The sequence below is a fragment of the Acetoanaerobium pronyense genome (genome assembly GCF_017874355.1).
GTDB lineage: Bacteria > Bacillota > Clostridia > Peptostreptococcales > Filifactoraceae > Acetoanaerobium > Acetoanaerobium pronyense.
In genome coordinates this window covers 17,806-43,334 of record NZ_JAGGLI010000008.1, presented here as the reverse complement: position 1 = coordinate 43,334, position 25,529 = coordinate 17,806, and the positions used below count along the sequence as shown (strand labels likewise).

Sequence of the window (25,529 nt, the reverse complement as noted above, 5' to 3'; positions counted from 1 at the left end):
GATTTTACTCTAAAGTCGTTTTTTAAAATTTGAAATTAAACTGTTTATTTTACAAACTCAATACCTTTATTTATTGCTTCCACATTTGAAGCAAGGGTTTGAGGTCTTTTACTTGTAAGCTTTTCCATAGCTTTTTCTATCTTTGGAAAATCTACAAGGTTAAGACTTGGAAGAAGTGCTCCAAGACATACCATATTTGCTATACTAGAATTTCCAAGTTCATTTGCAATCTCAGTTGCTGGAATCTCAACTATATTAATATCCGTTCTAGGGTTTTCTATTTTTGCAAGGGAAGAGTTTACTATAAGCACTCCTCCTGGCTTTATTCTTGGGGCAAATTTTTCGTAAGCAGGCTTGTTTAGAACTATTGCTCCATCTGCTTTGTCTATAACCGGTGAATGGATTTCCTCATCAGAAAGTATTACCGAGCAGTTTGCAGTTCCACCTCTCATCTCAGGTCCATATGAAGGTATCCAGCAAAGCTCAAGGTCAGATCCCATTCCAGCGTAAGCAAGGACCTTCCCTAAAAACATAACTCCTTGTCCTCCAAATCCAGCAAGTATTACTTTATCCATCATAAGCTTTTTACCTCCTCTGTAACCTTAAGCTCTCCAAGCTCATAGATAGGCATCATGTTGTCTCTTAACCACTTCATGCTTTCAGCTGGAGATAGTCCCCAGTTTGTAGGACAGGTAGAAAGAACGCTTACAAAAGCAAATCCGAGCCCCGCCTTTTGCACCATAAATGCCTTTTTTATAGCCTTTTTTGCCTCGTTTATATTTTTAGGAGAATCAACGGAAACAGATGCAACGTAAACTGCCCCTTCAAGATTCGCAATTAGCTTAGGAAGGTCCACAGGAGCTCCTGTAAGAGCCTTGTCTCTTCCATATGGACTAGTTGATGTCTTCATTCCTTCAAGTGTGGTAGGAGCCATCTGTCCACCGGTCATACCATATATAGCATTATTTACCATTATAGACGTTATCTTTTCCCCTCTAGCTGCTGTATGAATTGCATGCTGAGTTCCTATTGATGCTATATCTCCGTCACCCTGATATGTAAAGACCATCTTGTCAGGAAGAGATCTTTTGATTCCTGTTCCAACAGCTTGAGCTCTTCCGTGAGCAGCTCCTACAAAATCACATGTAAAGAAGTTTTGGCAAAACCCTGCACATCCAACTGGAGAAACTCCTATAGTGTCCTCTATAATATCAAGTTCTTCTAAAGACTCTGCCACAAGTCTCATTATTATTCCATGGGTACAGCCAGGACAAAATGAAAATGGAACGTCTGACAATCCTTTAGATCTTTTGAATATCTGCTTTTCCATGAACTATACCTCCTTATTTTCATTTAGATTGAATTTTGTCTCAACAAACTCTAGGATTTCAAACTCAGTTGGAAGCATTCCACCTTGTCTTCTGTAAAGATGAGTCTGTGGTTTACATCTAACTGCAAGCTCTACGTCTTCAATCATCTGTCCTGTGTTAAGCTCTACTGTAACTATCCCTTTTACCTTATCGGCATAGGGCACAAAGGCTTTTTTAGGGAATGGCCATAGAGTTATTGGTCTTATAAGTCCTAGCTTGATTCCTTTTTTTCTAGCTTCAAGTACTGTACTCTTGCATATTCTTCCAGTAGTTCCATAGCTTACAAGAAGATACTCTGCATCTTCTGTTTGGAATTCTTCCCATTTTTGTTCTTGCTCTTCTATATTCTTATATTTTGCTTCCCATCTCTTGTTGTTTTCTTCTCCAATTTCATTTGTAAGAGAGTAGCTAGCTATAATTCTTTTTTCTCTTCCCTTCGCTCCATTTACAATCCAGCTTTTGTCTACTTCTTCAGACTCTGGCTTCTCCTTAAGTAGCACTGGCTCCATAGTCTGACCAAGGAAACCATCTGTCAGAACCATTACTGGGTTTCTGTATTTATCAGCAAGGTCAAATGCCATCATAGTATAGTCATAAAGCTCTTGAGCCTTTGAAGGAGCAAGAACTATAAGTCTATAATCTCCGTGACCTCCACCTTTTGTAGATTGGAAATAATCTGACTGAGCCGGCCCAAGACCTCCAAGTCCTGGTCCACATCTATTTACATTTACTACTACCATTGGAAGCTCAGCAGCTGCACTATAAGAAAGACCTTCTTGTTTTAAGCTCACACCTGGGCTTGATGAAGCTGTCATCACCCTGTTTCCTGTACAGGCAGCTCCGTAACACATGTTTATTGCTCCTATTTCATCCTCTGCCTGAACTACAGTTCCTCCAACTTCAGGAAACTTTGCTGAAAGATATTCTATTACTTCTGTAGATGGTGTGATTGGGTATCCAAAAAACAGCCTACATCCCGATCTTATGGCAGCTTCACCGATGATTTCATTCCCTTTCATCAATACTCTTTCCATATGTAATCTCTCCTTTTAGCTCTATTTGTAAACTTCTATAGCTACATCAGGGCAAATAGTTGCACAAAGCTTGCATCCTATACATTCATCCTGATTTATGCACACTGCTGTAAAATAACCTTTCTCATTTGCGGTATCTCCTATAGCGATTATCTTCTTAGGACAGACATCGATACATAATCCGCAGCTCTTGCAAAATTTTTCAATCACATTGATTCTTGGCAAGTTAATCTCTCCTTCTTTTTACTTAAAATACAGAGTAAACGTTTTCAAATGATATCTTACCTTATAGAATACAGAATATTATACCTTTTGTGAAATATTATAATCATATATCATTAATAAGTAAAACTTATTAATATTGATTATTAGTCCTAAAAATGTTATTATTTCATATAAATGAGATAAAACAAATTTTCTTGTATTCAATATTAGAATTAAAATTTTTTCTATTAAAATGTTTTTCTATTTGTAATAAAGGAGGCTTTTGTATGGATATGAGACAGCTTAGATATTTTATTTCTGTAGCAGAGCATCTTAGCTTTACAGAAGCATCAAAGCATCTGTTTGTGGCTCAGTCCGCTGTGAGTCAGCAAATAGCAGAGCTTGAAAAGAAAATTGGAGTCCGTCTCTTTGAAAGAAATAAAAGGTCCGTAAAACTTACAAATGCAGGAAGTGTCCTTCTTGAAGAGGCCATACTTCTCATAAAAAAATCTGATGAAACTGTAAATAAAGTAAGGCAAGCAGAGCTTGGAATCATAGGAAATCTTCAAATTGGATTCTTGGGATATACTGAAAGAAGCTTTCTTCCAGATATGGTTAGGGAGTTTAGGGCGGATTATCCAAGTGTCCAGCTTGGACTTGATCAATATAATCACGGTGCATTAATAGACAAGCTAAGCACAGGTGATCTCGACATCATATTTACCCTTTCCTTTGGACTTGAAAATCTTGTGGGCTTTGAGAGCATGGGAATTTTAGATGAAAATATTTCTGTTGTAATGCATCAGGATCATCCTTATGCAAATGCTTATGATTTTGAGCTTTCAGACCTTTCTCAGGAGGATTTTATTGTCCTTAGCAGAGAAGAGTCTCCCCAAGGTTTTAATCAGACTCTTATGATATGCGGAAAAAATGGCTTTTCTCCTCACATTGTAAGCCAGCCCAAACTTATTAGCACAGTCCTTTTACTTGTAGACTCTGGCATGGGAATAGCAATACTACCAAGTAGCCTCAAATACTCATCAAGCTCAAGTCTAAGATTCAAGGAAATTAAAGGAGAAACAAACAAGCTTGTGGCAGCTTGGAAAAAATCCAACGAAAATCCATCCATAGCTTTATTTCTTGAAAAGCTGGGTAAGCTTGAATAATATGAATACTGTAATCAAAATTTGCTAAATTCTTTATATCCTTGTTATATCCACAATAAAAAAGCCAAAAATCAAATTCTATAATCTGATTTTTGGCTTTAAATTTTAGACTACTTTAGAGCCCCATCTACAACTTCTCTTAAATCCTCAAGGACCTTTAAGTTGATTTCTAAACTAATTCCATCAACTGTGCAATCAGGCTCTTTGCTGCATCCATCTACAGCTCCCTCATCGACTATGCTCTCAAGCATCTCTAGCTCTATTTCTTTTGTGTGAAGTAGATTTTGACCTTTAAGCAAAGATAATCCTGCCACAATTCCGTGACCTCCCCAGTTGGAAACCCCAGCTACAATAAGATAATCACATGTAGATACTGAGCATATTTTTTCTCCATGCTTTACATACCTCTTTACATCTTCTCTTATATTTCCCATTCCCATTTCATTTCCGCCATCACCTATTGCTATGGTTTTTATTTTATTTTGTTTTGCGATTTCAAAAAAATCCTCAGCCTTTGGAATTACATCACTTAAATCTTCTTCTCTCATGGAATATAAGTTTCCGTCTACCGATACTCCTGGTCTTTCAATAGCTACAACTGCATCAGGATTAAATTTCTTAAAGGATCTTTCTATATATTCCTTTGAATCCTCAAGTGGAATTATTAGTATGTCCATATCTATATCCATCACAGCACATGCCCTTGCAACTAAACTACTAGAATATATGTCTGTTGCAATCAACGTTTTTTTACCTAGCTTTTTCAGTCCACTGCATAATGACACAGCTCCAATTGGTCCGTCAGTTTCTCCAATCATCGCTTCTTTGATGCAAAATCCTGTAAGTACAATTACCCTTTCAGATGTGTAAAGTGTATTTATAGCTTCATTGATGTCCCCTGTTTTTATATGCTCACTCAAACCTCTACATCCCGAATCTTTAGATATTATGTTATCTATTTTTTCTACATACCCCTTGATCATAGATTAATCAACTCCTCATCCTTTATATCCATAATAAACATATGTCCAGGGCTATGAGTAATTGCAATTTCAGGCTTTACTCTCATAAGAGCCGCCTGAGGAGTAACTCCACACGCCCAAAATACAGGAACTTCATCTTCATTTATCGTAAGCCTCTCTCCAAAATCAGGACAGTCAATATCATTTATACCTATTTCAGATGGATTTCCTATATGAACAGGTCTGCCATGAACCTTTGGATATCTTCCTGTGATTTCTGCAGCTTTTTCTACAAGCTCTTTTTTAATTGGTCTCATACTTACTACCATAGGCCCATTAAAAACACCTGCTGGTATACACTCTATATTTGTGATGTACATAGGTACATTTTTATTTTCAGTTATATGTCTTATCTCTATTCCTTCTTTTATAAGAGCATTTTCAAAGGTAAAGCTACAGCCAATAAGAAAAGTTACCATATCGTCATTCCATATATTTGTGATGTCTGATACCTCTTCTTTAAGGATTCCATGTTCATATATTCTGTATTTTGGGAGATCCTTTCTAATATCAGCATCCTTTGTAGTTAAAACAGGGCTGTATTCTCCCGCTTCACATACATCAAGTATCGGACAAGGCTTAGGATTTCTATGACAAAAGAGAAAAAAATCAAAAGCATATTTTTGAGGCAGTATTACCATATTTGCCTGAGTATAACCAAGAGCTATTCCTGAGGTTGGATAGCTCCACTTACCTTTTCTTATTTGTAGCCTTGCCTCTTTCCCCGTTTTCATCAAATCTCCCCTCTCAATAGTTAAAGAAATTTTCCCATATTACTGCACATTATAGCAGAGAACTTCATTATTTTCTCGTTATTATAAGTTTCTTATATAATAATAATTTTATATGTCACTGGATAATTATTTGTAATTTTCTATTTTTTTAGAATAGTCAAATAATAATGTTTATAGTATAATACTTATAAATGTCACCTGGAATACCTGAAATTCCTAGTACATTTAATAAAATAGTATGAATTTCATATTATATGAGGGGGAGAAATAATAATGAAAAAATTCAAATCAATTTTTGCTTTAGCTTGTTCGGCACTACTTATTTCGGTAGCGGTTGTTGGATGTGGGGGCAATACTCCGGCAACAGATAATGGAGATGACTCAGGCTCAAGTGCAGATTGGCCTTCAAGACTTGCAGTTGCAACCGGAGGAACCACTGGGGTTTATTTCCCGCTTGGTGGAGCATTTGCAAACATAATATCAGAAAATATAGAGGGAGTTTCAGCAAATGCTGAATCTACTGGAGCCTCTGTTGAAAACGTAAACCTTTTAAATAACGGAGATGTTGATTTTGCAATGGTACAAAATGATATTTCTTACTACGGCTTTAATGGTGTAGAGATGTTTGATGATCAGGCGGCAATGACTAACTTAAGGGGTCTTGCGAGTCTTTATCCAGAGACAATCCAAATAGTTGCAAAGTCTGACTCTGGAATAATGTCTGTTCAAGATCTTGTAGGAAAGCGTGTAGCAGTTGGTGCTCCTGGTAGTGGTACTGAAGCAAACGCTCGTCAAATACTTGAAGCACATGGTATTTCCTATGATGATATCACACCAGATTATCTTTCATTTGGAGAGGCAGCAGACGGTCTTAAAGATGGAAACGTACAGGCAGCATTCGTAACTGCTGGTACTCCTACAGCTGCAATTACTGACCTTGCAACAACACATGGTGTTACTATAGTTCCTATACTTCCAGATGTGGCTTCTGCTTTAATAGAGGATTATCCTTACTATGCAAACGTAGTAATCCCTGCTGGAACATATAAGGATCAAGCTGAAGATATCCCATCTGTAGCTGTTATGGCTATGCTTGCAGTAAATGCAGACCTTGATGAAGACCTTGTATATGAAATTACAAAAGCACTTTTTGAAAACCTTGATTCATTAGCTTCAGCTCATGCACGTGGCGCAGACGTTACTTTAGAAGGTGCTCTTGAAGGTATGTCTCTTGAAATTCATCCAGGAGCTCAGCGTTATTACGATGAGGTTAACTAATAATAAATTTAAAAAAGGGTATCGATTTTATCGATACCCTAAACCTTTTTTAATTTTATTGACTTTGATTTTTTTTGGAATAATCTATTTTTTAATGCCAGTTCAGGCTGTAGAGATATCCTCAGAAAATAAGACTATAAAAATATTTGAAGTAGAAAAAAAATCAGAAATTTATATAGATTACGTTCACTCTGTAGCAAAAACTCCTATACGGGATGTTATGGAAATAAACGAAAATCATTTATTTTTACTTACAAGAACAGAATATAGTTCATTTGGAGCTGGACTGCCAACAGAGAGTGCAGGAAATTTTGAGCTTAAAAATGGAATATATATAAACAGTGGACTAGATAAAGAGCTTGAGCTAATATCTTTGAGGGTTGGAAGATTTGCAGATCATACCCTTATGTTTGAAGATGGGAGAAATTTTATCTTTAGAGACTTTTTAGAAGGTGGCGATTTGGTGATAATAAAGCCAGTTCAAGTTTCTAAAATTTTAGCTCTTATATATTAATTTTATAAAACAATCTTTCTAAAATTAAGTACTATTTAAATATGCTAAACAAAGTAATCCAAGTTGTCAGGAAAACCTTTTATCAGGAGGATGATATCATTGAAAAAGAAAAATATCCAAGACACAGTTGAAGAAAAAATAGATATTGATGAGAAGCTCGCCGAGTTTGATACCTCATCAAATGTACGTAAAATGGCAGGAATATTTGGCACTATAATAACTATAGTAGCTATTGCAATGTCAGGATTTCACCTTTGGACTGCTTCATTTGGAATACTGCTTGCCATGAAGCAAAGAGCAACCCACCTATTCTTTGTATTTTTATTAGGATTCTTACTTTATCCAGCAACTAAAAAGTCCAGTAGAACCAAAATACCTTTTTATGACTTGATTTTCACAGGTGCTGGAATGGCAGTAACGGGTTACATTTTATTTTTCTATGAAGAGCTAGTAAGGCGTGGCGGAAGACCAACAAGTCTTGATATATTTATGGGAATACTTGCCATAGTCCTAGTTCTTGAAATCACAAGAAGAAGTATAGGACCTGAGCTTCCAATCATAGCTCTTGTATTTATAGGTTATGTATTTGCAGGTCCTTATCTTCCAGGAGCTTTAGGTCATAGAGGATATAGCCTTGCAAGAATAGTAAATCAGCTCTATATGACTACAGAGGGTATATTTGGAACTCCTCTTGGGGTTTCGGCCACCTTTGTATTTATGTTTATACTCTTTGGCTCCTTCCTTGAAGTCACAGGAGTTGGACAGTTTTTTATAGACGTGGCATTTGCCGCTGCTGGACATAGAAAAGGTGGTCCTGCAAAGGCCGCTGTACTTGCCAGCGGATTTATGGGCTCGATTTCTGGTAGCTCTATAGCAAATACAGTTACAACTGGTGCATTTACGATTCCTCTTATGAAAAAGGTTGGTTACAACAAAAACTTTGCAGGTGCAGTTGAGGCCGCTGCTTCAACTGGAGGGCAAATCCTTCCTCCAATAATGGGAGCCGCTGCATTTATAATGTCAGAGTTTACAAGCATTCCATATATAAGAATAGTTGCAAGTGCTTTTGTACCTGCACTTCTTTATTATCTTGGAGTTATAATAATGGTTCACCTTGAAGCCTCAAAACAAAACCTTGAAGGTATCCCAAAGGAAGAGCTTCCTGAATTTAAAGGAACATTTAAAATGGGCTTTCATCTCCTTCTTCCTCTAATAGGGGTTGTGGTTTTTCTAATAAGATTCTCTCCACTTAGAGCAGCGCTTCTTAGTATACTGCTTGCAATAGGGGTAAGTCTTGTAAGAAAGCATACAAGAATCAAACCTATGGCTATACTTAACGCCATGGAAGACGGAGCCAAAAAAGCAGTTGGGGTTGCCGCTGCCTGTGCCTGTGCAGGTATCATAGTTGGTATTGTAACTCTAACTGGACTAGGACTTACTTTTGCTAACCTTATAATCAGTCTTGCTGGAGGAATGCTTCTTCCTACCTTATTCCTTACTATGATTGCATCAATAATTCTAGGTATGGGACTTCCTACAACAGCAAAATATATAGTACTTGCAACTATGGCTGCTCCAGCACTTGTAGAACTTGGAGTACCTCTAATTGCAGCCCATCTATTTATCCTTTATTTTGGTGTAATAGCTGACGTTACTCCACCTGTTGCTCTAGCCGCTTATGCAGGAGCAGGAATAGCTGGTGGGGACTCATTTAAGACTGGTATTCAGGCTCTTAAGCTTGGCTCTGCTGGTTTTATAATACCTTTTATATTTGCTACAAGCCCAGGTCTTTTACTGATTGATGTTACAGTATTTAAAGCAGTAATCTCAATCCTTACAGCTTGCGTAGGAGTATTAGCCTTTGCAAGTGCAGTACAAGGATATTTTATTACCCACACTAAGATATACGAAAGGATTTTCTTCCTTGCAGCAGCTTTGTCTCTTATCAATCCAAATATACTGATTGATATTATAGGATTTGTTCTTCTTGCACTTGCTGTATTTTCTCAAATTTCAAGAAACAAAAAACTTAAAGCAGCTCCACTTGGCTAGTGTGAATTTCTTATAAAAGTCTTCTAAATTTGTATAACTACCAACAAAATTTGTTAAGCTCAAGCCCTCATAAAAAAGGGCTTGAGCTTATATTTTTGTCTCTTTTTTGTGATATAATTTCTATGCAATACATTGCTAAGTATATTAGAAGATAATTTATAATTTGCCCTAGGATAAACGAAATATTTCCAGTAGCAGGAGGAAAAAAATGTCTACAAATCTTGGTGAAGATAAAATTTCAGGACTTTTATTAAGACTCAGCATACCTGCGATACTTGGAATGCTAAGCTCCGCAATATACAACATAGTGGATAGGATTTTTGTTGGAAGGATAGACCCTCTAGCCCTCACAGGAGTAGGAATTACTATGCCTCTTCAAATACTTCAGATGGCTTTTGTACTTCTAATCGGTATAGGCTCATCTACCCTTATATCCATAAAACTCGGCGAAGGAAAGCTCGATGATGCCGAAGGAATACTCCTTGCCGCCCTTAAATATATATTTATATCTCTAACCCTATTTACAATACCCGTAGTCATATTTATAGAGGAGATTTTGATACTACTATCTGTATCCCCTGATGTAATGGATTTTGCAAAGGATTATATAGTGATTTTGATGCTTGGAGGAATCTTAGGTCTTCCAGGTTTTTGCCTAAACAACTCACTAAGATCCATAGGATTTGCAAAGACCTCCATGAAAATAATAGTTTTTAGCTCTATTTTAAATATAGTCCTTGACCCAATTTTTATATTCACACTAGGTCTTGGAATCAAAGGAGCTGCTATTGCTACAGCCATTTCTCAAATTTATGTAACAATTGCTGTCCTTTACTTTTTTATAAAAAGGGAGGATTCCCCTATTAGACTAAGGCTTACAAAAACAAAGCCTAGTATAGGACATCTTAAAGAAATCATATCAAATGGCTCACCAACATTTTATATGCAAATACTAGGTACAGCAGTATCTGTAATGATTAATACATCAATCCTCAGACACGGAAGTGATATGCACCTTGCTGGCTTTACAATAATAGGCTCTATCTACAGTTTTTATCATATGGTAATTATAGGACTAGTCCAGGGAAATCAGCCAATCTGCGGATATAATTTCGGTGCAAAAAAATTCCACAGAGTGAAGGAATCCCTTTACCTTACCTTAAAGGTCACCCTTTTACTTTCAGTAATCATGATATTATGGATAATGCTACTTCCTTATAGCCTAGTCAGAATGTTTACAGATGATATGGCTTTAATAAATATAACCTCAAGGTCTATGAGAATTTATCTTTTAGCCCTTCCTGCAGCTGGCCTTCACACTGTTATAGCTCAATACTTCCAAGCTGTAAGTAAACCTAATCTCTCTACAGTCCTTCTTATTTTAAGATACGGTGGAATATTAATTCCAAGTCTTATGGTTGTTCCACTATTTTGGGGCATAGATGGAGTTTTTTTCAGTAATGTGGTATCTGACTCTATATCCTTTTTAGTTGCATGGTTTTTAGTGGCTAAAGAATTAAAATCCATATGATTAATACAAATCCTATCAGCTTCGGCTTGTAGTTTAGCATTTAACTGAATTAAAATCCATATGATTAATACAAATCCTTATTGTCTTTGAGAAAGGCGGTAGCTATGATAAAGGTAAGAGAACTGTCAAAGGAATATAAAATTGTCCAAAGAGATCCTGGGCTAAAAGGGGCATTAAAATCCCTATTTAAAAGAAAATATATAACAAAAGAAGCTGTAAAAGGAATATCCTTTGATATCTCAAAGGGTGAAATGGTAGGATATATAGGAGCAAACGGTGCTGGAAAATCTACAACTATAAAAATGCTCTGCGGAATCCTCACTCCAACAAATGGAACTGTACTTGTAAACGACATCGTCCCTTATGAAGACCGCATGAATAATGCCCTTCAAATAGGTGCTGTATTTGGCCAAAGAACTCAGCTCTTTTGGGATATTCCAGTTAGAGAGTCATACGACCTTCTTAGGCATATCTACAACATTCCAAAGGAACAGTATGAAGAAACTCTGGAAATGTTTACTGAAGTCCTCAATCTCAGTCCCCTTCTTAGCATTCCAGTAAGACAGCTATCCCTTGGACAAAAGATGAGGTGCGAACTCGCTGCTGCTTTTCTTCATCGCCCAGATGTAGTTTATCTAGATGAGCCTACAATTGGACTTGATATCGCTGTAAAGGTAAGGATTCGAGAATTTATAAAGGAAATGAACAGAAAATGGGGAACTACAGTAATCTTGACTACCCACGATATGCAGGACATAGAAGAGATATGCAGTAGAGTAATCATAATAAATGAAGGGGTCATACTTTATGATGGAGACCTTCAATCCATAAAATCAAAATTTGGCCATAAAAGAATGATTCACTTTGATCTTGAGTATGATATAGAGCCTTCACTTCCAAAAGAGCTAGATGGCATAGCTCAAATTACAAGCTATGATAATGAGACAAGAAAGCTCACCCTTTCTGTTGAGAGTAAGGATACTCCAGTGGCTTCCATAATATCTATAATGATGAATAACTATAAAGTGAGTGACCTTACAATATCTGATCCTAAAATAGAAACAATTGTTGAGGAAATTTTTAATAGGGGGCTGTAGTTATGAGAAAATATATAGAGATAGCTAAATCTGCCATGAAAATTCATACAGCATATGCCGCATGGTATTGGGCGGGAACCTTTGCTTCAGTAGTACAGCTCCTTGTTCTTTATTATTTTTGGCATGCAGTATATGCAAATAGAGCCTCAATAGCAGATATGCCCCTTGAAATGATGCTTACCTATATGGTCATTGCAATGCTTATGGCAGAGTATGTATCGGGAGCAGGAAATGAACTCGCTGAGCAGATAAGAGAAGGCAATATAGCAATAGAGCTTTTAAGGCCTTATACCATACTATATAAGCTAGTAGCTATAGATTTGGGTGTAAAAGCAACCTCTGCCCTAAGAAGCACAATTCCCATGTTTTTAGTAGCTGTTATTTTTGTAGGAGTCCAGTTTCCTGCCTCAGCTGAGAGCCTCTTTCTCTTTTTAGTAAGTGCAGTCCTAGGAATACTCCTAGGGACTCAAATAGACCTAATGGTTGGAGTATTAGCTTTTTGGACAGTAAATATCTGGGGGCTAAGCGTATTTAAAGAATCGGTAATAAGATTTTTTTCAGGAGCGCTGATTCCTATCTCACTATTTCCACTATGGTTTAGGACTTTTAGTCAGTATATGCCATTTCAGTCCATGATTTACGTTCCTGTGTCAATCTATACTGGTTCAATCTCTGGTATAGCAGCATATACAGCTATAGCAGTTCAATTTCTATGGCTATTAATTACTTTTTTTGCTATCAAACTTAGCTGGCATTATGCCGTAAAAAAGGTAACTATATTTGGAGGCTAGCACTTATTTGAAAAGGAGGAGTCCTCTTGCTAAAAAGGTATATTCGTCTATATTTAGTTTATTTTAAAAATCATCTTAAAGTCATGATGGAGTATCGGGGAGATTTTTTAATTGGAATGAGCTCAGTTCTGATTCAGCAATTTACTTCTGTATTTTTTGTGGGAGTTGTTTTTCAGCATATTGAAGAGATTAATGGTTGGAGTTTTTATGAAATTCTCTTTATATATGCAATTGCAATGCTTGGTCGCTCTATCCATCATATCTTTTTCGACAACCTTTGGACTCTTGGATGGCAGTATGTAAAAAATGGAAATTTCGATAGGATACTAATCAGACCACTAAACCCTCTTTTTCAGGTATGTGCAGAAAGACTCCAGCAAGATGGAATAGGTCAGCTTCTAATCGGACTAATAGTCCTCTTTACCGCTACCTCAAATCTCGATATAATCTGGAGCCTTTCAAATATTGTCATGCTTTTAGTTTTAATTATTTCAAGCGGATTTATATTCGTATCTGTAAATCTATTTTTTATAACTCTTTCCTTTTGGATGGTTGACAGTCTTCCCATAGTTTGGGCTATATTCAACCTAAGCGAATTCACCAGATACCCACTGACCATTTACAATAAAGGTATCGCATTTATTCTTACTTGGCTGATTCCATATGGCTTCACAGCCTTTTATCCCGCTTCTTATTTTATTGAACACTCAGGATATAGAGTATTTGCCCTATGGACTCCAGTTGTCGCAATTGTAAGCTGCATGATATCATACAAATTCTGGACTCTGGGAGTAAAAGCCTTTACAAGTACTGGGAGCTAATACTTAGCTCCTCTTTTATTTTGCTTAAATTATCTCTCATAAAATTAATTAGGGAGCCTCCCTGCATCATATTCTCCATATTATTTGGTCTTTCAATCTCTCTATTTTGAGTATTTGGTCTTTCAATTTCTCTGTTTTCAGTATCTGGTCTTCTCAATTCATCTTTTGGAAATTCACCTATAGCTGGTGGCTCCAGAGCATTCATATTTTCAGGCATTTTGTTCATTTGAGGCCTTTGTGAAAAATCAGGAGCATTTGCCATTTGGTCCAATGAAGATTTTTCATTTTCTTGATATATATAGCTTGATTCAAATTGTTCAAGTGTATAAAATTTCGTTGGGTCATTTTCTACAAATGTTCTTATCATATCTGCAATCAGATTGAACTCTTCTTCAAAATTTTCAAGACCATCTACTAGCTCTTTAACATAGTCTTCATAAATCACCCTATATTCATCTACTGCTAGTAAGTTTTTTATAAGAGGATATTCATCTAAAGTACCTTGGCCTATTGGCTCATATAAGGAAGCACTTCCTCTATTTCCCCCAAAGCCTCCAAATGACATATTATAATCCCATGGTATTAAAGTAAATTTGCCATCTATGGAATACAGATAATAATTGTGAGACCTGTTCCCATGATAGCTATCATAGTTTCCAAGAACATAATTTACAGCAAAATACCTCAATGCACTATTTACATCAAGCACTTCTTCGATATCTCCCTTTTCTCCCTCTGGCATATCATTTAACACCTTTATAAGTCTTGTAAGATCATCTTTACTTTTATCTTTGCCTGATTTTTGCTCAAGAGTATCATATGTGCTAGACTCTTCAAATTTCAAGCTACTTCCTTGATCCGCTTTATACAAGTTTCCTGTAGAGTTTTGAAATTCTCTTTCCAAAAAACTGTCTTCAACAGATTCCACCATAGTATATAATCCATAAAGCTCACCATTGATATATAGGTTGGCAAATGTTACAAGAGGAACTTTTTCTCCTAAGTCTCTTAAAATTTCATAGCTCAAATACTCTCTTATATATGACGGGTCTGAATAATTGTTATTAAGTACAAACTCGTCAAGTCCCATCATAAGCTGATTTTTATTGTATTTGTTGAGGTTTATCTTAAAGCTATACCTATCAGAATCTTCATCCCTAGCTACCGATTTTAGGGTGGAATTTCCTTTTGTTCTAAATCCCACATCCTCATAAATCTCATCTGCAACCTTAAGAATTACTTTTTCGTATGATTCTGCAAGGGGATCCTCTAGTATGTTCTCCCAGCTTTCTTCCTCTATTTCTATATAAATATCTGTCACCGTACCTTTTTCAAAAAAACTTTCATATCCTACATAATCTTCTTGGTCTTCTATCATCTCTATGATAGTGCCTGTGAAACTCTCTCCATAAATTTTGAACGTCCCTATAGATAAAATTAATATAGTTAATATCATTAATAAAAATGTAGTCTGCTTTTTCATTTTTTCCTCCTTCATATACTAAATTATCCATAAGTTTTTAATTTCATTATTTAACCTTATGCTACCTGTTCCTGAGAAAATATAGCTATAGTAAGGTTCCCATTTCTAGCTCTTAGTTCATCCATTAGTTCCTTTATTTTCCCTTCATCCTTTAGATTAACCTTGTACTCCAGCTGATAGAGACTTCCAAGCTCCGAGGTCTTTATCTTAGATAGGCTATAGTTATTTGAGTATATATCTAAAATTTCGTTAAAAACCCCTTCAAAGCTTAGGTTTTCTGGTACTGTAATTTTCAATATCTTTTCAGAAGAAGTACTTTCTCCAAAGTCTATCTTGTGAAGTATAAACATTAAAAGGCAAAGAACAACCGAAAAAATAGCTCCATACACATAAAATCCAACTCCTGTTGCAAGCCCAGCTGCCATTGCAAAGAGTACGTATGTGATATCCTTTGGGTCCCCAGGAGCACTTCTGAATCTTATTATTGAAAATGCTCCAGCCAAGCTAAATGCTCTTGCCACATTATTTCCTATTAAAAATATTATCATCCCAATCACCATAGGAACCATTATAAGTGTGACAGCCAATGAGGAAGAATACCCTCCTTTATTGGAGGTTTTCTGATAGGTCATACTTATAAGTCCACCTAAGATAAATGAGATTACTATATTTCCTAAAATATCATATGCTGAAGCTCCAGCACTTACACTTTGTATAGCTAATATTTCATCCAACACTTTTATACATCTCCTTTTTGTTGTTTAAAATATACTGAGTATATTCTTTTCCATATTTTGAAAAACTGGATTTTTTTATATCTTCTTTTGCTAGTAGCTTTGTAAGCCACAGAGGAATACTTTCATTACATTTGATTTCCATAATCCATAAAGACTTGTCTAGTATAAGCTCTCCATAGTCCCCTTTTTCAAGCTCCAAATCCTGTCGCCTTGCCCTTATATTTTTGTCAAATGTTATTCTTAGGTCATCTGAATCTTTTCCAAAAAAAGCTTTTCTATCATAAGCAATATATGCTTTAGGAAAAAACTCTTTTAATGAAAGCATATAATCAAGCTCTTTGAAAACCTGAGCAGTCATAAAATCTAAATCATCAGGCTTTAGCCTATTATTCAAATAATTTTTTGCATCTTTTAGTCTAAGGTTTACTCTTCTCTTGTTGACAAGGCTTTTGTATTTTTTCTTAATTTCTAAAAATACTATATCCTCCATAGATGGGACTCCATATCCCCTTAATCTGATTTTTTCTTTGTATATTGGCTTTGATAAAGAGTGTCTTATTAATTCATCTTCTTTAGTGTCAAAATATAAATTTGTTATAGTATAAAACCTATTCCCCTTGCTATAGGGGTCGGATTTTACATACTCCCTGATTCCCTCTTCAATTTTCAGCTGCTCACTTGATGTGATGATATATTTTATCTCATTTCTGCTAAACACTGACTTAGACATAAAGCCTCTCCTTTCTCTTTTAATATCATTAAGCTATTAGATGCACTATCATTAAATTAATTGTAATCCCTAAACCTTAAATAAACCTTAAAGCATGAGAAAGCTTAATTAAGGTTTATTTAAGGTTCATATGATATAATAATTTTCAATAAATACAGTCATTAGATAAATCCTAAAAGGCCTTTTATACTCTACTTCATGTAAGTAAAATAAAAATATAGGAATTAAAATTATTCATGAATCAAGAAAGGATATTTATGAGAGTATTAATAATAGAAGATGAGGTACATCTTGCTGAAGCACTTTCCCAAATATTAAAGAAACAGAACTATACTTCAGATATGATTTTTGATGGAGAAATGGGCCTTGACCATGCCCTTACTGGAATTTATGATGTGATATTGCTTGATATCATGATTCCAAAATTGGATGGTATCTCTGTGCTCAAAAAGCTCCGAAAAGAAAATATAACCACCCCTGTAATTATGCTTACAGCAAAGGGGGATATAAAGGATAGGATTACAGGGCTTGATAGCGGTGCTGATGATTATCTTCCAAAACCATTTTCCACAGAGGAATTAATGGCAAGGATAAGAGCAGTATCAAGACGTAAAGGTGAGATACCTAAAGATAATCTAATAAGATTTGAGGATTTGAGCCTTGATCCCTCTACGTTGAAGCTTGCATCAAATTCAAATGAAATAAAGCTCACCCTCAAAGAAAGTGAGCTTATGGAGCTTCTTATTTTAAGACACAAACTCATATCCTCCAAAGAGCTAATCATTGAAAAACTTTGGGGATTTGACTCAGATGTAGAGCATAATCACGTGGAGGTATATATATCATTTTTAAGAAAGAAGCTTTTGTTTTTAAAGTCAAATGTATCTATAGAAACAATAAGAGGAGCTGGATATATACTGGAGGTGAAAAGATAGATGTTTAATAAGCTTAGAAATCATTTCCTTTTCCTAAATTTAGTACTTATATCCGTGGTCATGATTTCTTCATTTTCTATCATATATATTATTACCTATAAAAACGTCCAGCGTGATATTGATATGGATATAAAGAGGATTTCAGACTTTAATCGCAGCCTTGATAGGCCTGTTCCTTCTGAAAGAGAACCTTCAGCTCCTAGAGACACCTTAAGAGTCCCTCCCGAACCATCTCTTTCATTTTCTCTGATTTTAAGTACCTCCTACAGTATCGTAGAGACCTCATCTTTTTTTCCCCTCGAAGACTATTTTTATGAGGAGGCATCTAAGCGTGCACTTGAGCAGGAAAAAAATAAAGGAAGGATAAAGCTTGAAGATAAATACTGGACATATCTTATAAAGCCTCATTTTGAAGAGGGTTTTAGAATTGTATTTTTAGATATTACAACCCAAGTGATTTTTCTTAGAAATCTTGTCTATACATTTTTAGCTGTTTCAATAGCAACTCTCTTTATAATATTTCTTATAAGCAGATTTTTTGCAAACAAAGCTATAGAGCCTATCAAAGAAGCATTTGAAAAACAGCGTCAATTTCTTGCAGATGCTTCTCATGAACTCAAGACTCCCCTTACAGTTATGAGCGCAAATCTAGATGTTTTATCACAAGAAATGGATTTGCAAGAGTCTAAGTGGATTAGATATATAAAAGATGAGATAGCTAGAATGGCTGGTCTTGTAAATGACTTGCTTTATTTGGCTCAAATGGATTATGAGGAAGATAAGGTTGAGTTTTCCATATTTGACTTTAGCGAGCTTGCTGAATCTACTGCTTTGTCAATGGAAGGAATAGTTTATGAAAAAAACATGTATATAAATTACTCTATAAAAGAATCTGCATTTATCTTAGGAAATAATGATAAACTAAAACAGGTCATAATTATACTTTTAGAAAATGCCATCAAATATTCTTTTTCACAGACTACAATTGAGCTATCTCTTGAAAAAACAAATTCTAGTGCAATCCTTACTGTATCAAATTTTGGTGATGGAATATCAAGTGAAGATATTCCCAAGATATTTGATAGATTTTATAAGGCTGATTTTTCCAGAGAAAGAAAAGGCACTGGCTATGGATTAGGACTTTCCATAGCACAGGCAATAGTGAAGATGCATAATGGAAAAATATCTGTATATAGCGTTCCTTCTGAAAAAACTACCTTCAAAGTTGAGCTTCCCCTTGCAAAGAAATCATAGAAAAATAATCTTTCCTTCATTATCTTGAAGCTCTAGACTTACAATTCTTCTAAAGTCTAGGCTTCTTTTTTCATCTTTAGATTCCCCTCTAATCTTTGTAAGGGCTTTTCCTTCCTCAATAAACTTCTTTACATCATCATCTTTTATATTTTCATATACTCTTTTCAAAATGATAACTCCAGAAACTATATAAAAGACCTTAATTCCTTTTTCTATCTTTTCTCCAAATACTGTAGGCTTATCTAGGTATTTATAGCCCGCTTTTAAATTATTATAATAAAGGTAAGAGATGCCATTTATGATATCTCTATATGCCTTTGCAGTCTCAAACCTACTTAAGGTGCTTGCATCCATCATCTTCTCTTTGGTTTTTTCTATAAACTCCGTATTACCCTTTTCAGAGCTTAGAATCTCTATAAGAGATAATTTGTTTTCCTTAAAATCCTGCTCCTTCATCTTTTGGGGGAATATACTAAAATCAAAATCAAAATCCTCTCCTACTCTTTTGATAGGATATATATTTTCCATTTGCTTTAGTATATGATATATCATCCCTTTTCCTCTATAGGGACCATAGCTGTTTGAGTCTGTCCTTATGAAGGATATTAAAAGTGGTTTTTTGCGAATATCATGTCCTATATCTATATAAAAATAATTTTGATGATTTTTAAACTGAACATTATATATAGGCTTTAGCTTTTTGATTAGAGCACATTCAAGTAGCTGAGCCTCTAGATGAGTATCTGTGACTATAAAGCTAATATCCTTTAGATTATGAACCATTCTTACTATCTTATCGGGCTTTTCTCCCTTAGAAAAATATGTCCTAACTCTTGATTTTAGGTTCTTGCTTTTTCCAATATATAAAGTTCCTCCATGCCTATCCTTCATCATATAGACCCCAGGAGAATTTGGTATTTTTTTTAATTTTTCTTTTATAAAATCCTTTTCTTCATACTTTAGCATTTCTATATCTTGCTTTGAACTAGTCAATTTCCATCCCCATCCAAATAGCATCATAAAACTTGCCATTCACATAAAATTCTCTAGTGATTAGCCCTTCTTCTTTAAACCCTAGCTTTTTGTATATATGTATTGCTCCTTCGTTGTCACTCCTTACTCTTAGATTTATTTTTCTAAAGATATCTGAATCTCTGGACCAGTCTATAATTACCTTAACTATAGCAGTACCAATACCTGCTCCCCAGTAGTCTTTTAGTATGCTTAACCCAAACTCTCCAGTGTGCCTTATTCTAGGTCTTGGTCCGCCTGTGATTCCAGCATTTCCTATTATTTCTCCATTTCTTTCTGCAACTATAAATAATGCATTATCCTGGGCGGATATATTCTTTATAAATTCCTCTTCTCCTTTTACATCTCTTCCAAATTCACCTGCACCAAAGGTTAAAAAATCTGATTCTCCCCCTGCTTTATTTATATAATCAAGCAGGTTCTTCGCATCTCTTACTTCAGCCCTTCTAATCCTAACTATACTCCCATCATCTAAAATAATTTCCTTTAAAAAATGTAGTCTTTCTTGGGATTTATCACCTTTCATACTATTTTCTCCCTCCTATAACAAACTTAGTCTTTTCATATATTATAAATCTTTTTCTAAATTAAAAAGAGTCTTTTTCGCTTCGTCTGAAAGTCTTTCGAGCATTGTTTTTCTATTTTTCATCCCTTCGTCTTTTCTTGATTGTTTTTTCCTATCCTTTTCTATATCAACCCATGAGATTTTTTTGTTCCTATAGTAAATATCCATATCCACCCATCTTTGTCCATCATCGCTATATTCAAGTCCCATCACTATTTTTTTGAGTACATGGGGAGGATAGGCACTAATAAGCCTTACCTGATATGCCGCAACTGAAAAAAGCATAAGTGCATGATCTCTGGTCCAGTTTTCTTCAATTACCATTCCAATATCAAGCTGAGCTAGTACAAAATTAAGCCTTCTATAATGCTCATTATATTTTCCCTTTGAATCATATATATTGATTCTGTATTCAAGCCAAGTTCTATCTTTCATACTCCTTGTAATAAAAAGTAGCCCTTCTTTACTTAATCTTTTATAAACTTGTGAGGAAGGGGATGGAATTAAAATAGGGGGCTTAATCATATCTTTGTTCTTTACAGAATATGAAAGAGGCTTTCTTGTAAGGAATAATATGGTGTCCTCTTTTCTTCCTTCGTTTATTGCCTCTTCAAGGGACCTCTCTCTTCCATGAAATGCCTTTATTAGTTCATCCTTTACAGCCTTCTCTTCACCGGCTATCCTCATAAGCATGCAGGTAGGACCTATTAACACTTTGTCTATAAGATGAGAGATGTTGAGGTTTATGATATTTGCAAGGCAGTTAGATACTGGATTTTTAACAAGAAGCATGACTTTGGCATCTCCAAGCTTGATTTTTCCTTCCTTTGGCTCAACAATCAGGATTAGAGTATTGTCTTCAACAGATTCATCCATAGCCTTATAAAAATTCATCTCTTTCCCATTCATATGCTGGATATAAAAATCTTTTATTTCATTAACATATTTGCTCTCAAGGCCAATTATTCTAAGTCCTCTTCTAAGAAATAGCATGCTTAACCCCCTTTGAAACAAATTTTATTATAATGCTTTATGATTATCCCATATAGTCTTCAATTAATAGAGCTCTAAGAGGTGCTGCTTCTACTCCTTTAATCTTTAGAGGAGCTCCTATAAAAAGATATTCCCCTTCTTTTACATCTCTAAGGCTAAGTCCCTCTACAATAACAATATCTTTTTCTAGGATAGTATTATGAGTAGCATGGTCCTTTTGGCTTCGCTCTATTCCAAGAGCATCTATACCTACACCTTTTATATTTTTATCTGCAAGGTACTTAGCTCCTGATTTTTCAAGATATATAAATTCAAAATCAAAATCATCTGCAAAGGAGTTCTTTGTTTTCAAGATTATAAAATCTCCCTCTTCTATCTTTTTTGACTCCAGCTCTTTTTGTGTAATCATGGAGTCCACATCTGTAAAATCAAAGACTTTGCACTTTGTAACCACTTTGTATAGGTCAAGATAATCTAGAGTTTTCCCTCCTCCTATCATATGAAGGGGCATGTCAAGATGAGTCCCTGTATGCATATCCATCTCTATCTTGGATTCATAACCATTACTTGTTTCAAAGTCTCTCTTTACTTCAATTTTCGGTTTTTTTTCCTCTAGGTTGTTGTATACAGGCATATTTTCATGTATTTCCATAGATATATCATATATTTTCATTTTTTACTCCTTCCACCATCTTCTATTATCCCTCTCCAAAAGTTTTTTTGCTCCCTCAGGACCGTTGCTTCCTTGTTCATACTCTTCAATTATATTTTTATCTCTCGTGCAGCAGCTTATTAGCTCATCTATAAATTTCCATGCATACTCTACCTCATCCCATCTTGTAAATCTTGTATGATCTCCCTTGATAGCATCAAGAAGAAGCTTCTCATATGCCTGAGGTGAGTTGTAACCGAGCATACAGCTTTGGCAAAAATCCATAGATACAGAGGTGATTTCCTCTTCTGTTGCAGGCTTCTTTGCATTTAAAGTAAGGGAGATTCCTTCTTCTGGTTGTATCTTTATAAAAAGTATATTTGGAGTCACCTCAGGATACAAAAGGTTAGACTCTTTATCTTTGTTTGCTTTGAACTCAATTATAATCCCTGCAAATTTTTCCTTTAATCTCTTTCCAGTCATTAAATAAAATGGTACGCCCCTCCATTTTTCATGCTTTAGAAAAATTTTAAGGGCTACGAAGGTCTCTGTGTTAGAATCTTCATTTACCTTGTCTTCGTTTTTATATCCCCTATACTGCCCCAGCACAATATGTTTTTTCAAATCCTCTTTATCTAGTACTGATATTGATTTTATAACCTTTACCTTTTCTTTTCTAATAGACTCTGGATTTGTATCATAAGGCTTTTCCATGGTAACAAGGGCAAGTAGCTGAAGAAGATGATTTTGAACCATATCCCTTATAGCTCCTGATGAATCATAGTATTCTCCCCTGCTTCCCACCCCTTCTTCCTCAGATACTATGAGCTGGACATTGTCTATATGCTCAGCGCTCCAAAGAGGCTCAAATATTGCATTTGCAAATCTGATTACCATCATATTTTGAATCATTTCTTTTCCCAAATAGTGATCTATTCTAAAGGTATTTTCTTCTTTGAAGATTTCTGAAAGCTCCTTATTTAGCTCCTGTGCTGTTTTCAAATCCTTTCCAAAGGGCTTTTCTATTATTACTCTTTTCCATCCAGTTTCCTGATTTATCATATTTTCTTGTTTTAAATTGTTTGCAATTACAGAAAAATACTCAGGAGAAACTGCAAAATAATAAAGCCTATTTCCCTTTGTATCAAATTTCCCCTCTAGCTCAGAAATATATTTTTCCAAGGATTTATAATCTTCACCTTTATTGAATTCAAGGGAGTAATAAAATATCTTCTCTTCAAAACTTTCCCAATCTTTGCTTTTAATATTACTATTTAAAGAATTTTCAATGCCTTCTTTAATCATGTTTTTATAATCATCTTTAGATATTTCTTTTCTTCCAATTGATAAAATCGCAAAGTTTTCAGATGTTTTTTCACCTTTGAATATATTATAAAGAGCAGCTGAAAGCTTCTTTTTTGCTAGATCTCCCGTTCCTCCAAATATGATTAGTAATGCAGGTTGATTTTTAGACTTCAAACTGTCCACCTCCAGAAGATTATTTCTTTACCACGTAATGTCCTCCGAATTGATTTCTAAGACCTGCCACTACCTTGGCAGAAAATGTATCTTCTTGATGAGACCTATATCTTGCATAAAGTGAATCTGTAATGACTGTAGCTGGCACTCCAAGTCTTATAGCCTCTTCAACCGTCCAAAGTCCCTCTCCAGATGACCCTACAACACCTCTTATCCTTTCAAGATGTGAATCCTCTGAAAAAGCTTTTTGCGTAAGCTCCATAAGCCATCCTCTAATTACAGAGCCATTGCTCCAGACCTTGGCTAGCTGTTCATAGTTATAATCATAGGGACTCTCTTTAAGGATTTCAAAACCTTCACCTATTGCCTGCATCATCCCATACTCTATACCATTGTGAATCATCTTTGCATAATGTCCAGAGCCAGATGCCCCAAAGTATCCATAGCCGTTTTCTATACATATATCCTTTAGTACAGGCTCTATGAATCTTACTGGTTCTTCATCTCCTCCAACCATCATACATGCTCCATTTCTTGCCCCTTCAAGTCCTCCGCTCGTACCTACGTCAACAAAATTAATTCCTAATTCTTTTAATGAATTATATCTTCTCACCGTATCTTTATAGTTTGAGTTTCCCCCATCTATTATTATGTCATCTGCTCTAAGGTAGCCTTTTATCTCTTCTATTACAACATCTACTATCTTGCCCGCAGGAACCATGAGCCATATTACTTTCCTCGTTTCAAACTGATTGAGCATCTCCTCAAGATTTGAAGTTGCCCATACTCCCATCTCTTTCACATAATCTACAGGTTCTATAGAGCGGTTAAAGCCGTATACCTTGTGCCCTTTTTCATGGGCGTTAAGAGCCAGATTATGACCCATTTTTCCAAGACCAATAATACCAAGTTCCATTTAAAAACCTCCTTATTCAAAAGCTTATAACCTTAATCCATGCTGATCTATCTTTCTAAATCTATTTGTACCAAGTGGATAAGGGAGGGTATAGCATTCTCCAGTTTTTAAATTTATGATGTTTATCCCCTCTATTCCGTTTAAATACATGGATTTACCTTCAATATGACTGGGAACCTTTAAATTGTGTCCATATAATATATAATCAGCTTCCTTCATGTCCTCTTTCACATAATGGGATATATAAAATTTTTTGCCATGTATTTTTATACTCCCCTTTGATATATTTCCTTTTCTCTTTATCTCCTCTACAATCTCTTCTTTATCGTGATTCCCCATCACATACAAAATATCTCCCTTTAGTGACTTCTCAAGCTTTGGAATTAACTTCCAAAGAGCAGCACTATATTGGGGGATTTTTTCAGGGTCAGCTTCTATTTTAAGGTCATCTGCAAGATCTCCTGTATGAATCACCCAGTTTGGCCTAAGCTTTCTTATAAGCCTTAATATATAGCCGTAGGATTCCTGAGGAGTGTCACTGATGTGAATGAGAATAGGCCCTGACATTCTTTTCAGATTCTGAGGTATATAAGGTATGTTTAGCAAAAAACACATCCATTTTTTTATTTTTTCATAGCTGCTCAATAATTCTCCCCCCTTTTGCAAGCATATGAGATTTAGATGTCAAAAAACATTTCATAGTAGCGATCTATCTTGAGCTCTATATCTTTTATGCTCATGTTTCTCGCTTCCCTAATCGTTTCTTTTTCCTCAATATATAATAAAAGTGCTGGCATAGTAAAAACGCTATATTTTGATGCAATAGCTACATGCTTTTCAACATCTATATAATAAGCCTTTATGTTGGGATATTTTTTCAAAATATCCTCTACCTTTGGTCTTGTAGATAGACAAACTCCGCAGGATTCACCTCCAAAATATAGAAGGACCATAGGATTTTCTTTTACTGCCAGTTGCACATCTTCAATAGAATCGATATTAATCAAACTTCATTCCCCCTTGCATAATTATTATTTAATTTTACCCAAATCCCTATATCGTGACTCATATGTTTCAATAAATTGAAAATCAAAGATTTGCACTAGACTTTGAATATATAGTAGAATTGAATAAACTGA

27 protein-coding genes are annotated in these 25,529 nt (G+C 35.3%); 10 read left to right on the top strand and 17 right to left on the bottom strand.

Annotated features, from left to right (window positions below):
* Positions 1 to 44: 44 nt before the first annotated feature.
* The 4 genes from J2Z35_RS04900 to J2Z35_RS04885 are packed head-to-tail and all read right to left on the bottom strand — an operon-like array spanning position 45 to position 2,629.
* Entirely contained in the window at positions 45 to 578 is a 534-nt protein-coding gene (locus tag J2Z35_RS04900; protein WP_209660025.1) for a 2-oxoacid:acceptor oxidoreductase family protein, read from the bottom strand.
* Complete coding sequence (locus J2Z35_RS04895) at positions 575 to 1,330, bottom strand: thiamine pyrophosphate-dependent enzyme (RefSeq protein WP_209660023.1); 756 nt, start codon at positions 1,328 to 1,330, stop codon at positions 575 to 577. Before J2Z35_RS04895 ends, J2Z35_RS04900 begins: the two co-directional genes overlap by 4 nt.
* A gap of 3 nt (positions 1,331 to 1,333) precedes the next feature.
* On the bottom strand, positions 1,334 to 2,404 hold the full coding sequence (vorB, locus tag J2Z35_RS04890) for a 3-methyl-2-oxobutanoate dehydrogenase subunit VorB (RefSeq protein WP_209660021.1): 1,071 nt from the start codon (positions 2,402 to 2,404) through the stop codon (positions 1,334 to 1,336).
* Positions 2,405 to 2,425: 21 nt separating this feature from the next.
* A complete protein-coding gene (locus J2Z35_RS04885; protein WP_209660019.1) occupies positions 2,426 to 2,629 on the bottom strand; it encodes an indolepyruvate ferredoxin oxidoreductase subunit alpha in 204 nt (67 codons plus the stop codon).
* 266 nt (positions 2,630 to 2,895) lie between these two features.
* Here J2Z35_RS04885 and J2Z35_RS04880 point away from each other — a divergent pair, with 266 nt between their 5' ends.
* Entirely contained in the window at positions 2,896 to 3,774 is an 879-nt protein-coding gene (locus tag J2Z35_RS04880) for a LysR family transcriptional regulator (RefSeq protein WP_209660018.1), read from the top strand.
* Between the two features lie 110 nt (positions 3,775 to 3,884).
* Here J2Z35_RS04880 and J2Z35_RS04875 read toward each other — a convergent pair whose 3' ends face one another.
* Together J2Z35_RS04875 and J2Z35_RS04870 are read right to left on the bottom strand one after the other, a co-directional pair.
* Complete coding sequence (locus J2Z35_RS04875) at positions 3,885 to 4,757, bottom strand: DUF4392 domain-containing protein (protein ID WP_209660015.1); 873 nt, start codon at positions 4,755 to 4,757, stop codon at positions 3,885 to 3,887.
* Positions 4,754 to 5,530 (bottom strand): putative hydro-lyase, encoded by a 777-nt coding sequence (locus J2Z35_RS04870; RefSeq protein ID WP_209660013.1) that lies wholly within the window; start codon positions 5,528 to 5,530, stop codon positions 4,754 to 4,756. Before J2Z35_RS04870 ends, J2Z35_RS04875 begins: the two co-directional genes overlap by 4 nt.
* Before the next feature lie 273 nt (positions 5,531 to 5,803).
* On the opposite strand from J2Z35_RS04870, the gene J2Z35_RS04865 reads away from it, so the two are divergent.
* The 7 genes from J2Z35_RS04865 (at position 5,804) to J2Z35_RS04835 (ending at position 13,614) form a co-directional block, all read left to right on the top strand.
* Positions 5,804 to 6,808, top strand: a complete 1,005-nt coding sequence (locus J2Z35_RS04865) for a TAXI family TRAP transporter solute-binding subunit (protein ID WP_209660011.1) — start codon at positions 5,804 to 5,806, stop codon at positions 6,806 to 6,808.
* Positions 6,809 to 6,902: 94 nt separating this feature from the next.
* Positions 6,903 to 7,322 (top strand): DUF1850 domain-containing protein, encoded by a 420-nt coding sequence (locus J2Z35_RS04860; protein WP_209660009.1) that lies wholly within the window; start codon positions 6,903 to 6,905, stop codon positions 7,320 to 7,322.
* A gap of 99 nt (positions 7,323 to 7,421) precedes the next feature.
* Positions 7,422 to 9,374 (top strand): TRAP transporter permease, encoded by a 1,953-nt coding sequence (locus tag J2Z35_RS04855; protein WP_330623388.1) that lies wholly within the window; start codon positions 7,422 to 7,424, stop codon positions 9,372 to 9,374.
* Between the two features lie 208 nt (positions 9,375 to 9,582).
* Positions 9,583 to 10,905 carry an MATE family efflux transporter gene (locus J2Z35_RS04850; protein ID WP_209660007.1) on the top strand — a complete coding sequence of 441 codons (1,323 nt, stop codon included), beginning with the start codon at positions 9,583 to 9,585 and terminating at the stop codon, positions 10,903 to 10,905.
* A gap of 104 nt (positions 10,906 to 11,009) precedes the next feature.
* Positions 11,010 to 12,002: an ABC transporter ATP-binding protein gene (locus tag J2Z35_RS04845; protein WP_209660005.1), complete on the top strand. Its 993-nt coding sequence runs from the start codon at positions 11,010 to 11,012 to the stop codon at positions 12,000 to 12,002.
* 2 nt (positions 12,003 to 12,004) lie between these two features.
* The gene (locus tag J2Z35_RS04840; RefSeq protein WP_209660003.1) at positions 12,005 to 12,793 is read left to right on the top strand and encodes an ABC transporter permease; all 789 of its coding nucleotides are present in this window, start codon (positions 12,005 to 12,007) and stop codon (positions 12,791 to 12,793) included.
* A 26-nt stretch (positions 12,794 to 12,819) separates the two neighbouring features.
* Entirely contained in the window at positions 12,820 to 13,614 is a 795-nt protein-coding gene (locus J2Z35_RS04835; RefSeq protein ID WP_209660001.1) for an ABC transporter permease, read from the top strand.
* Here J2Z35_RS04835 and J2Z35_RS04830 read toward each other — a convergent pair.
* From J2Z35_RS04830 to J2Z35_RS04820, 3 genes are read right to left on the bottom strand one after another with little or no spacing between them, the layout of a single operon-like run.
* Positions 13,595 to 15,097 (bottom strand): CotH kinase family protein, encoded by a 1,503-nt coding sequence (locus J2Z35_RS04830; RefSeq protein ID WP_209659999.1) that lies wholly within the window; start codon positions 15,095 to 15,097, stop codon positions 13,595 to 13,597. The genes J2Z35_RS04835 and J2Z35_RS04830 overlap by 20 nt on opposite strands.
* A 56-nt stretch (positions 15,098 to 15,153) precedes the next feature.
* A complete protein-coding gene (locus J2Z35_RS04825; RefSeq protein WP_330623387.1) occupies positions 15,154 to 15,834 on the bottom strand; it encodes a DUF4956 domain-containing protein in 681 nt (226 codons plus the stop codon).
* Complete coding sequence (locus tag J2Z35_RS04820) at positions 15,824 to 16,564, bottom strand: polyphosphate polymerase domain-containing protein (RefSeq protein WP_209659990.1); 741 nt, start codon at positions 16,562 to 16,564, stop codon at positions 15,824 to 15,826. The genes J2Z35_RS04825 and J2Z35_RS04820 overlap by 11 nt, the downstream gene beginning before the upstream one ends.
* A gap of 257 nt (positions 16,565 to 16,821) precedes the next feature.
* Between J2Z35_RS04820 and J2Z35_RS04815 the strand changes: the two genes are divergently transcribed.
* Entirely contained in the window at positions 16,822 to 17,499 is a 678-nt protein-coding gene (locus tag J2Z35_RS04815; protein WP_209659988.1) for a response regulator transcription factor, read from the top strand.
* The gene (locus J2Z35_RS04810; RefSeq protein ID WP_209659986.1) at positions 17,500 to 18,753 is read left to right on the top strand and encodes a sensor histidine kinase; all 1,254 of its coding nucleotides are present in this window, start codon (positions 17,500 to 17,502) and stop codon (positions 18,751 to 18,753) included.
* Here the strand turns inward: J2Z35_RS04810 and J2Z35_RS04805 are convergent.
* From J2Z35_RS04805 to J2Z35_RS04770, 8 genes are read right to left on the bottom strand one after another with little or no spacing between them, the layout of a single operon-like run.
* Complete coding sequence (locus J2Z35_RS04805; protein WP_209659984.1) at positions 18,748 to 19,785, bottom strand: GIY-YIG nuclease family protein; 1,038 nt, start codon at positions 19,783 to 19,785, stop codon at positions 18,748 to 18,750. The genes J2Z35_RS04810 and J2Z35_RS04805 overlap by 6 nt on opposite strands.
* The gene (locus J2Z35_RS04800) at positions 19,739 to 20,311 is read right to left on the bottom strand and encodes a GNAT family N-acetyltransferase (RefSeq protein WP_209659982.1); all 573 of its coding nucleotides are present in this window, start codon (positions 20,309 to 20,311) and stop codon (positions 19,739 to 19,741) included. The genes J2Z35_RS04805 and J2Z35_RS04800 overlap by 47 nt, the downstream gene beginning before the upstream one ends.
* A 42-nt stretch (positions 20,312 to 20,353) precedes the next feature.
* Positions 20,354 to 21,343 carry a hypothetical protein gene (locus J2Z35_RS04795; RefSeq protein ID WP_209659980.1) on the bottom strand — a complete coding sequence of 330 codons (990 nt, stop codon included), beginning with the start codon at positions 21,341 to 21,343 and terminating at the stop codon, positions 20,354 to 20,356.
* 43 nt (positions 21,344 to 21,386) lie between these two features.
* Entirely contained in the window at positions 21,387 to 22,016 is a 630-nt protein-coding gene (locus J2Z35_RS04790; protein ID WP_209659978.1) for a cyclase family protein, read from the bottom strand.
* A 3-nt stretch (positions 22,017 to 22,019) separates the two neighbouring features.
* Positions 22,020 to 23,474, bottom strand: coding sequence for a glucose-6-phosphate dehydrogenase (gene zwf / locus J2Z35_RS04785; RefSeq protein ID WP_209659977.1), 1,455 nt, complete (start codon positions 23,472 to 23,474; stop codon positions 22,020 to 22,022).
* A 19-nt stretch (positions 23,475 to 23,493) separates the two neighbouring features.
* Positions 23,494 to 24,390, bottom strand: a complete 897-nt coding sequence (gnd, locus tag J2Z35_RS04780) for a phosphogluconate dehydrogenase (NAD(+)-dependent, decarboxylating) (protein WP_209659975.1) — start codon at positions 24,388 to 24,390, stop codon at positions 23,494 to 23,496.
* Between the two features lie 24 nt (positions 24,391 to 24,414).
* A complete protein-coding gene (locus J2Z35_RS04775) occupies positions 24,415 to 25,035 on the bottom strand; it encodes a metallophosphoesterase (RefSeq protein WP_209659973.1) in 621 nt (206 codons plus the stop codon).
* 32 nt (positions 25,036 to 25,067) lie between these two features.
* Positions 25,068 to 25,397 carry a thioredoxin family protein gene (locus tag J2Z35_RS04770; RefSeq protein ID WP_209659971.1) on the bottom strand — a complete coding sequence of 110 codons (330 nt, stop codon included), beginning with the start codon at positions 25,395 to 25,397 and terminating at the stop codon, positions 25,068 to 25,070.
* Between the last annotated feature and the right edge of the window lie 132 nt (positions 25,398 to 25,529).

Coding starts and splice junctions, on each gene's coding strand:
- J2Z35_RS04840 (WP_209660003.1), top strand. CDS start 12,005: ATGAGAAAATATATAGAGATAGCTAAATCTGCCATGAAAATTCATACA.
- gnd (WP_209659975.1), bottom strand. CDS start 24,390: ATGGAACTTGGTATTATTGGTCTTGGAAAAATGGGTCATAATCTGGCT.
- J2Z35_RS04870 (WP_209660013.1), bottom strand. CDS start 5,530: ATGAAAACGGGGAAAGAGGCAAGGCTACAAATAAGAAAAGGTAAGTGG.
- J2Z35_RS04845 (WP_209660005.1), top strand. CDS start 11,010: ATGATAAAGGTAAGAGAACTGTCAAAGGAATATAAAATTGTCCAAAGA.
- J2Z35_RS04865 (WP_209660011.1), top strand. CDS start 5,804: ATGAAAAAATTCAAATCAATTTTTGCTTTAGCTTGTTCGGCACTACTT.
- J2Z35_RS04895 (WP_209660023.1), bottom strand. CDS start 1,330: ATGGAAAAGCAGATATTCAAAAGATCTAAAGGATTGTCAGACGTTCCA.
- J2Z35_RS04815 (WP_209659988.1), top strand. CDS start 16,822: ATGAGAGTATTAATAATAGAAGATGAGGTACATCTTGCTGAAGCACTT.
- J2Z35_RS04810 (WP_209659986.1), top strand. CDS start 17,500: ATGTTTAATAAGCTTAGAAATCATTTCCTTTTCCTAAATTTAGTACTT.
- J2Z35_RS04820 (WP_209659990.1), bottom strand. CDS start 16,564: ATGTCTAAGTCAGTGTTTAGCAGAAATGAGATAAAATATATCATCACA.
- J2Z35_RS04850 (WP_209660007.1), top strand. CDS start 9,583: ATGTCTACAAATCTTGGTGAAGATAAAATTTCAGGACTTTTATTAAGA.
- J2Z35_RS04900 (WP_209660025.1), bottom strand. CDS start 578: ATGATGGATAAAGTAATACTTGCTGGATTTGGAGGACAAGGAGTTATG.
- J2Z35_RS04875 (WP_209660015.1), bottom strand. CDS start 4,757: ATGATCAAGGGGTATGTAGAAAAAATAGATAACATAATATCTAAAGAT.
- J2Z35_RS04830 (WP_209659999.1), bottom strand. CDS start 15,097: ATGAAAAAGCAGACTACATTTTTATTAATGATATTAACTATATTAATT.
- J2Z35_RS04880 (WP_209660018.1), top strand. CDS start 2,896: ATGGATATGAGACAGCTTAGATATTTTATTTCTGTAGCAGAGCATCTT.
- J2Z35_RS04795 (WP_209659980.1), bottom strand. CDS start 21,343: ATGCTATTTCTTAGAAGAGGACTTAGAATAATTGGCCTTGAGAGCAAA.
- J2Z35_RS04805 (WP_209659984.1), bottom strand. CDS start 19,785: ATGGCAAGTTTTATGATGCTATTTGGATGGGGATGGAAATTGACTAGT.
- J2Z35_RS04790 (WP_209659978.1), bottom strand. CDS start 22,016: ATGAAAATATATGATATATCTATGGAAATACATGAAAATATGCCTGTA.
- J2Z35_RS04800 (WP_209659982.1), bottom strand. CDS start 20,311: ATGAAAGGTGATAAATCCCAAGAAAGACTACATTTTTTAAAGGAAATT.
- J2Z35_RS04860 (WP_209660009.1), top strand. CDS start 6,903: ATGCCAGTTCAGGCTGTAGAGATATCCTCAGAAAATAAGACTATAAAA.
- vorB (WP_209660021.1), bottom strand. CDS start 2,404: ATGGAAAGAGTATTGATGAAAGGGAATGAAATCATCGGTGAAGCTGCC.